We start from the raw sequence: 4,583 nt of genomic DNA on the forward strand, positions 1-4,583 counted from the left end.
GAGGTAGAAACAGTAAGAGGTATTGGTGCCGGATGCGATGACGAAGCTGTTAGAGTGCTTCAGTCGGCTCCAAAATGGAGTCCTCCAAAACAAAGAGGAAAGCCTGTTAAGCAAAGAATTATTTTGCCTATCACTTTCAAGTTAGGATAAGAAATAGAAGGCCAAACATAGTTTGGTCTTTATTTTGATTCATATAACTAATTATTTAGTTTTATATTTATTTATATAGTTATAACTATGAAAAAAGCTAAGAAGGTTGATTTAAGATATAAAAAAGGGTTGTTTTTCAATATCGGATTGTTCGTTTCAATTCTTGCTGTTACACTTGCCTTTGAATGGAAATCCTATGATGACATGGGCTTCGTGGATTTAAACACCCTATCAAATGATTTTGAAGAATTATTAGAAATACCGCCCACAGAACAGCCCCCACCCCCGCCTCCAAAAATCAAGCAACCAGAGATTATAGAAATCCCAGACGAAGAAGAGATTGAGGAAGAAATAGAAGTAGATCTTGATGTTGATATTACAGAAGAAACTGTGATCGAAGAAATAATAATTGAGGAAGCTCCCGAAGAAGAAGTTGCCGATGAAGTGTTTCAGATAGTGGAAGAACCAGCAACGCCTAAGGGTGGTTACCAATCATTTTATGAGTATATCTCTAAGAATATACGATATCCGGCCCAAGCCAGAAGAATGGGCATTGAAGGCAGGGTCTTCGTTCAATTTGTAGTTGGCCCAAATGGTGAAATTACAGAGGTAGAAACAGTAAGAGGTATTGGTGCTGGTTGTGACGAAGAAGCAGAAAGACTACTTAAAAGTGCACCTAACTGGAATCCTCCTAAACAAAGGGGTAAGGCAGTAAGACAGCGAATTATGGTAAGGCTTGTTTTCCAACTAAACTAAGAAATTAAGATGCCCCCCAATAACCCTGCAACAATAATCAATGGTGAAGGGATTTTCGTAAAAGTTAGAACCAGAAATGTACCGAGAGTAATACCAAAATTAATATAGCTTGGTTCTAACGGCATAAACATAATAATAGCAGCAGCTATCACCATTCCGGAACTGACCGCATTAATACCTTCTAGAGAAGCTTTTACCCTCCTGAATTTCTTAAGGCTATCCCAAAATCTTATAACAAAGAAAATTAAAAATGCACCCGGTAAAAAGATACCAAGTGCTGCTGAAATAGCTCCAATAATTTCCCCACCAACACCATACTCTCTCATAGATAAAGAGCCAACATAAGCACAAAATGAAAATACCGGGCCTGGAAGTGACTGCATTAATGCATAACCCGATAAAAATTCCTCAGAGGTCAAATACTGTTTAAATTCAACAAACTCTGTGTATAAAAATGGAATAAGTACCTGGCCACCTCCAAAAATCAAACTGCCATTACGATAAAAGTTCTCAAATAATCGTACTGGAAGAGCCTTTGTCAATCCGCCTAGTACAGCGGCCAATATGAAAACCGAACCCCACAAAATAAAATTTGCCCATTGAATGTTTATCTTGTCTTTCGCCTCAATGGCATGCGATTTATAGTTCAACGATGTGATTAAACCACCTGCCACCAAAACTATAGGAAATACATACGGTGAGCCAAAGAAAAGGGAGATTAACGCTGATGTACACATCAATCCAAACCCTAGTTTTGAGTGAATGACCTTCCTTGCAATTTTAAAGCCTGCAAATGCAACGAATCCAACAGCCATGGGCTGAATGTACCGGGTAAATTCAATGGATATATTCTGTTCTTGAAGGTTGGAGATTGTTATGGCAGCAATTGTCATGATAGTAACTGCTGGTGTCATCCAAATTAACAATGTTAAATAGGCCAAATTAGGTCCACCTATTTTAAAACCCACTGCAGTAATGGTTTGAGTTGAAGTAGGCCCTGGTAAAATGTTACATAGGGCATTGAGCTCAATTAAATCCTCTTCAGACAGATATCCTCTTTTCTTGACCAACAGATCAAGAAACATGGCGATGTGCGCTTGAGGGCCGCCAAAAGCAGTTACAGCCAGTATAAGAACATCCCGCAGAAAGATATAGTATCGTACCTTTCTAAACAAAATCTATTTCTTAAGACCGATTTCTGCCAACCGCTCGCTCAAAAAATCACCAGCAGTGATATCTTCAAACTGTTTAGGGTTATTTTCATCGATACATTCAGGTAAACATGACAAGTCCATATCACTTCTTGGATGCATAAAAAATGGAATTGAATACCTGCTTGTTTTCATTTTATCTTTTGGTGGATTGACTACGCGATGAATGGTAGACTTCAATTTTCCATTGGTATGTCTTTCTAACATATCGCCCACGTTTACAACTAACTGCTCAGGAAGAGCCGTAATTGGTATCCACTGGCCATCTCTTCGTAACACTTGCAACCCATCTGCACTAGCACCCATCAGAAGGGTAATTAGATTAATATCCCCATGTTCTGCGGCTCTCACCGCATCTGCAGGAACTTCATCAGGATTTTCAATAGGAAAATAGTGAATCGGTCTTAATATGCTATTACCGTTTTTAACCTTATCATCAAAATACATTTCTTCTAAGCCTAAGTACAAGGCAATAGCCCGTAGCATGTACACACCGGTTTTTTCCAAACTTTGATAAACCTCTAGACCAATTTCTTTAAGTTCAGGCACCTCATTGACCCAAACGTTGTCAGGGTACTCGCTCTTTATTGGATCGCCATCGGTAACTTCCTGACCGATATGGTAGAACTCCTTTAAATCACCCGTGGTTCTTCCTTTCGCATGCTCTTTACCCTTACCTATATAGCCTCTTTGACCAGCTAATCCCTCAATTTCATATTTTTGTTTTACTGATTCCTCCAGGGAAAAGAATTTCTTAATTGCTGCATACAGTTCTTCAGATTTCTGGTCTGATAAGAAGTGATTTTTAACAGCAACAAAACCAATGCTGTTGTATGCATCGCCTAAAGATTGAACAAACTTGGTCTTTCTTGCTTCATCTCCGTAAATAAAATCTGCCAAGTCCAATGACGGAATTTCGTTATAAAGTTTGTTACTCATAGGTCGAAAAAATTAATTAATCAAGTTATTAAAATTATTGATTTCTTTGAGAATAATTAGCCTTAAAAACAAAAAAACCCTGATCGTTGATCAGGGTTTTCATTTTATTACTTCAGGTAGTTAAACCTTAATTTCAACATCTACTCCACTCGGTAACTCGAGCTTCATTAAGGCATCTACAGTTTTTGTACTGTTAGAATAAATATCAACTAGCCTTTTATAAGTGCAAAGTTGAAACTGCTCTCTAGCTTTCTTGTTTACGTGAGGAGACCTCAATACAGTAAATTTCTCTTTCACTGTTGGCAACGGAATTGGTCCATTTACTACAGCTCCTGTAGTTTTTACCGCTCTTACAATCTTCTCTGAAGACTTGTCAACCAAATTATGATCGTAAGACTTTAGTTTTATTCTTATTTTCTGATTCATAATTAAATTCTTTAAGCTAATTCACCTTTAGTATCGGCAATTACTGTATCTGCAATGTTTTTAGGAACTGGGTCGTAATGAGCAAATGTTAATGAAGCAGTAGCTCTTCCAGAACTCATTGTTCTAAGGTCAGTTACATAACCAAACATTTCTGATAAAGGAACATTTGACTTAATAACAGTAGCAGTACCTCTAGTATCCATACCCCTCATTATACCTCTTCTTCTATTTAAGTCACCAGTAATGGATCCCGTATATTCTTCAGGTGTAACAACTTCAACAGACATGATCGGCTCCAATAACACAGGGGCTGCTTTCTTCGCTGCTTCCTTAAAACCTATTCTCGCTGCCATTTCAAATGAAAGTGCATCTGAATCCACATCGTGGAATGAACCATGATACAATCTCACTTTCATATTCTCAATTGGATATCCAGCCAATGGACCATTTTTCATAGCCTCTCTAAAACCCTTCTCGATGGCAGGAATAAATTCTTTTGGAATTACACCACCAACAATGTTGTTTACAAACTGTAATCCAGTGCCTTCGAAGTCTTCATCTTTTGGCCCCAGCTCGAATACGATATCCGCAAACTTACCTTTACCACCAGACTGCTTCTTATATACCTCTTTGTGCTCAACAGTAGACTGAATAGTCTCTTTATAAGCAACCTGAGGAGCTCCTTGGTTAATTTCTACTTTGAACTCCCTTTTTAATCTATCGATGATAATATCCAAGTGAAGTTCTCCCATACCTTTTAAGATAGTCTGACCAGTTTCATGGTTAGTTTCTACCTGTAGGGTAGGGTCTTCCTCTACCAATTTACCGATTGCCATACCTAATTTATCAGCATCAACCTGAGTTTTAGGCTCAATTGCATATCCTATAACTGGCTCTGGGAACACCATAGACTCAAGGACAATCTTTGCTTTTTCATCGCAAAGTGTATCTCCAGTTTTAATATCTTTAAATCCAACAACAGCACCAATATCACCACAATAAAGCTGATCAATTTGGTTTTGCTTGTTCGCATGCATCTGGAAAATCCTAGAAATACGTTCTTTTTTGTCAGTTCTTGTATTGTATACATAAGAACCAGAC

Annotated in this window: 6 protein-coding genes; 2 read left to right on the forward strand and 4 right to left on the reverse strand. The window is 38.0% G+C overall.

The window, feature by feature from the left end; genetic code table 11:
• Positions 1–150, forward strand: a 150-nt coding sequence (locus tag RLO81_RS15440; RefSeq protein ID WP_350113569.1) for an energy transducer TonB, incomplete at its 5' end; no start/stop codon positions are given.
• A gap of 81 nt (positions 151–231) precedes the next feature.
• On the forward strand, positions 232–906 hold the full coding sequence (locus tag RLO81_RS15445) for an energy transducer TonB (RefSeq protein WP_350113572.1): 675 nt from the start codon (positions 232–234) through the stop codon (positions 904–906).
• Here RLO81_RS15445 and chrA read toward each other — a convergent pair.
• The 4 genes from chrA to RLO81_RS15465 form a co-directional block, all read right to left on the reverse strand.
• Complete coding sequence (gene chrA, locus RLO81_RS15450; RefSeq protein WP_350113575.1) at positions 903–2,084, reverse strand: chromate efflux transporter; 1,182 nt, start codon at positions 2,082–2,084, stop codon at positions 903–905. The genes RLO81_RS15445 and chrA overlap by 4 nt on opposite strands.
• Complete coding sequence (locus tag RLO81_RS15455; protein WP_350113559.1) at positions 2,085–3,056, reverse strand: isopenicillin N synthase family dioxygenase; 972 nt, start codon at positions 3,054–3,056, stop codon at positions 2,085–2,087.
• Positions 3,057–3,176: 120 nt separating this feature from the next.
• Positions 3,177–3,482 carry a 30S ribosomal protein S10 gene (gene rpsJ, locus RLO81_RS15460; protein ID WP_350113562.1) on the reverse strand — a complete coding sequence of 102 codons (306 nt, stop codon included), beginning with the start codon at positions 3,480–3,482 and terminating at the stop codon, positions 3,177–3,179.
• A gap of 11 nt (positions 3,483–3,493) precedes the next feature.
• Positions 3,494–4,583 (reverse strand): elongation factor G (locus RLO81_RS15465; protein ID WP_350113566.1); only part of this gene is annotated, 1,090 nt, incomplete at its 5' end.

It is taken from the genome of Fulvivirga sp. (assembly GCF_040220315.1).
Classification (GTDB): Bacteria; Bacteroidota; Bacteroidia; order Cytophagales; family Cyclobacteriaceae; genus Fulvivirga.